Annotated in this window: 5 protein-coding genes; 4 read left to right on the top strand and 1 reads right to left on the bottom strand. The window is 54.4% G+C overall.

All coding sequences use genetic code 11. From position 1 onward, the window contains the following. From VGC33_RS21150 to bfr, 3 genes are all read left to right on the top strand, one after another. On the top strand, positions 1 to 157 hold a 157-nt coding region (locus VGC33_RS21150), incomplete at its 5' end, for an EF-Tu C-terminal domain-related protein (protein ID WP_497505890.1). Positions 158 to 334: 177 nt separating this feature from the next. Next, a complete protein-coding gene (gene bfd / locus VGC33_RS21145; RefSeq protein WP_331122747.1) occupies positions 335 to 529 on the top strand; it encodes a bacterioferritin-associated ferredoxin in 195 nt (64 codons plus the stop codon). 73 nt (positions 530 to 602) lie between these two features. Further along, positions 603 to 1,082, top strand: coding sequence for a bacterioferritin (gene bfr / locus VGC33_RS21140; RefSeq protein ID WP_331122746.1), 480 nt, complete (start codon positions 603 to 605; stop codon positions 1,080 to 1,082). Positions 1,083 to 1,222: 140 nt separating this feature from the next. On the opposite strand, the gene VGC33_RS21135 is transcribed toward bfr, so the two are convergent. Next, the gene (locus VGC33_RS21135) at positions 1,223 to 1,810 is read right to left on the bottom strand and encodes a prepilin peptidase (protein WP_331122745.1); all 588 of its coding nucleotides are present in this window, start codon (positions 1,808 to 1,810) and stop codon (positions 1,223 to 1,225) included. Positions 1,811 to 1,849: 39 nt separating this feature from the next. Between VGC33_RS21135 and VGC33_RS21130 the strand changes: the two genes are divergently transcribed. Beyond that, positions 1,850 to 2,107 (top strand): hypothetical protein, encoded by a 258-nt coding sequence (locus VGC33_RS21130; protein ID WP_331122744.1) that lies wholly within the window; start codon positions 1,850 to 1,852, stop codon positions 2,105 to 2,107. Positions 2,108 to 2,359: the final 252 nt, after the last annotated feature.

Raw genomic sequence — 2,359 nt, 5'->3', positions numbered from 1 at the left:
ACTGCCGGAAGGCGTGGAAATGGTAATGCCAGGCGACAACATCAAAATGGTTGTTAACCTGATTGCACCGATCGCGATGGACGACGGCCTGCGTTTCGCTATCCGCGAAGGCGGCCGTACCGTTGGCGCCGGCGTGGTTGCTAAAGTAATCGCATAAGACGTTTCGGGTTTATGCATAAAAAGGACGCCTCGGCGTCCTTTTTTTATTTGCTGAAAAAAGAAATGGTTATGTCCGGCCGCCGATATTTACAAAACAAAAATAGTTTCGCTATTGAAATGAAATTCGTTCTCATTTAAATTATGCCTAGTTCAGGTTTAGCGAGTATGAAAAGAAATGTACGTTTGTTTGTGTAATGCGGTAAGCGATACTGCCATACGCAAGGCGGTAAGAAACCATCAACCTAAGACTTTTCAAGAGCTTAAGAGCTTTATGCCGGTTGCGGACAAATGCGGAAAATGCGCATGCAAGGCCCGGTTGGTGATGGAAGACGAATTACAGCAATTAGTTCAGTACGAAAATATTGCATAATTAGTAGGGTTATTACCTTGATTTACTCTGACGCGGTTATATTCTGTACATTACCGCAACGGAGGAGTGAACTATGAAAGGCGATGACCAAATTATCACCCATCTCAATACCCTGCTTGGCAACGAGCTGGTAGCCATCAACCAGTACTTCCTGCACGCCCGTATGTTTAAAAACTGGGGGCTGATACGTCTGAACGACATTGAATATCACGAATCCATTGATGAAATGAAACACGCCGATCGCTATATCGAGCGTATTCTTTTCCTGGAAGGGCTGCCGAACCTGCAGGACCTGGGCACGCTCAACATCGGGCAGAATGTCGAGGAAATGCTGCGGTCAGATCTGAACCTGGAGCTACAGGGCGCACAGGATCTGCGCGAAGGCATCTCTTATGCCGATACCGTCAGGGACTATGTCACCCGCGATTTGCTGATCGAAATCCTGGCGGATGAAGAACATCATATCGACTTTCTGGAAACGGAGCTGGATTTGATCACCCTGGTCGGCCTGCAAAATTATCTCCAGTCACAGTTAAAAGATGCGGCGCAATAACCGGCCGGCTGCTCCCGGATGATAATAAAAGCAACGCCTGCGCAGGATATTCATGTTGTTACCGATACGCATCGGTCTCGTGCCGCCGCGCCGCACGCGTGCCCAGGCCGCATTTTTACGGGCAACCGGGGACGTCGCGGCTACGGGCCGATGTATATCATCCAGCCGGCCAGCGCCAGGAAGGGGCCAAAGGGCACTTCATTGTCCGCTCTGCGCCGCCATAGCCACCAAACCAGCCCGGTTAACGCCGCGGCCGCGCACAGTAACGGCAAAACCGGCCATCCCAGCCAGGCGCCCAGCCCACCGAGCAGCTTGATATCGCCGCCGCCCAGCCCCGCATAGCCCTTCACCCACCCGAACACCCCGTTCAGCAGCCACAGTCCGCCGGCACCGTACAGCGCGCCCAGCAGGCTGTCATGGAGAGACACGCGCGCGTATCCCACCTCAAAAGGCGGGCAGACAGCGCCGCCCGCGGCCGCGCAGCCTATTCCCGACAACAGGAAGGGCAGGGTCAGCCGATCGGGTAACAGCAGGGTATGGTAGTCAATCAAGCCCAAGGTCAGTAAGAACCAGCTTAACACCAGGCCGGGAACCAGGCGCGGCGGCGGCAGCAGGGTATAAAGCGTCAAGAACAGCGCCACGCAGCCGATAGCGTAGCGATGGCGCCATAGCAGGCGGGCAAGCGCCTCCGGCGCGACATGGGGCGCCCGCGCCCTGCCGGTCGCCATTGGCTCGCCGCCCATGGCACCTTGGCGTGAACCAGGCGTATGGGCTCGCCACGCGATCGGCTGCCCGGGCAAAGCCGTGGATCGCCCCACGATGCGCTGGGCCAGGTGGCCCATCATGACGGCGTATATCATCAGGCAGATAATAAACATAGCCCTCATTGCCTCCCTATTGCTTCCCTGGTGAATCCCGCCTGCATAACCCTGCCTGAAACCGGCGCGCGCGCCAAATCCGTAAGCCAGGAACTGGAATGCGCGCCGATAACCGGTTATTTTGCCGTATCGTCGCTTGCTTCATGAGCAATTTCACGTATAATGCGCGGGCTTGTCTCATATACATAAGAAACAAGCCGACTCCCTGAGTCCGCGCTGGTCGCGAAAGTGGTAAGCCAGCACACAACATCCCCGATTTGGGGATAATACTGAACGATTACACTCCCCCATCAATCGAAATGGGTGTGAGGAGTAATTTTCTACGTTTATAAATAATTGGAGCTCTGGTCTCATGCAGAACCAAAGAATCCGTATCCGTTTGAAAGCGTTTGATCATCG

This window comes from Acerihabitans sp. (assembly GCF_036398755.1).
Taxonomy (GTDB): domain Bacteria; phylum Pseudomonadota; class Gammaproteobacteria; order Enterobacterales; family Enterobacteriaceae; genus Acerihabitans.
This window is presented reverse-complemented; position numbering and strand designations above follow the sequence as displayed.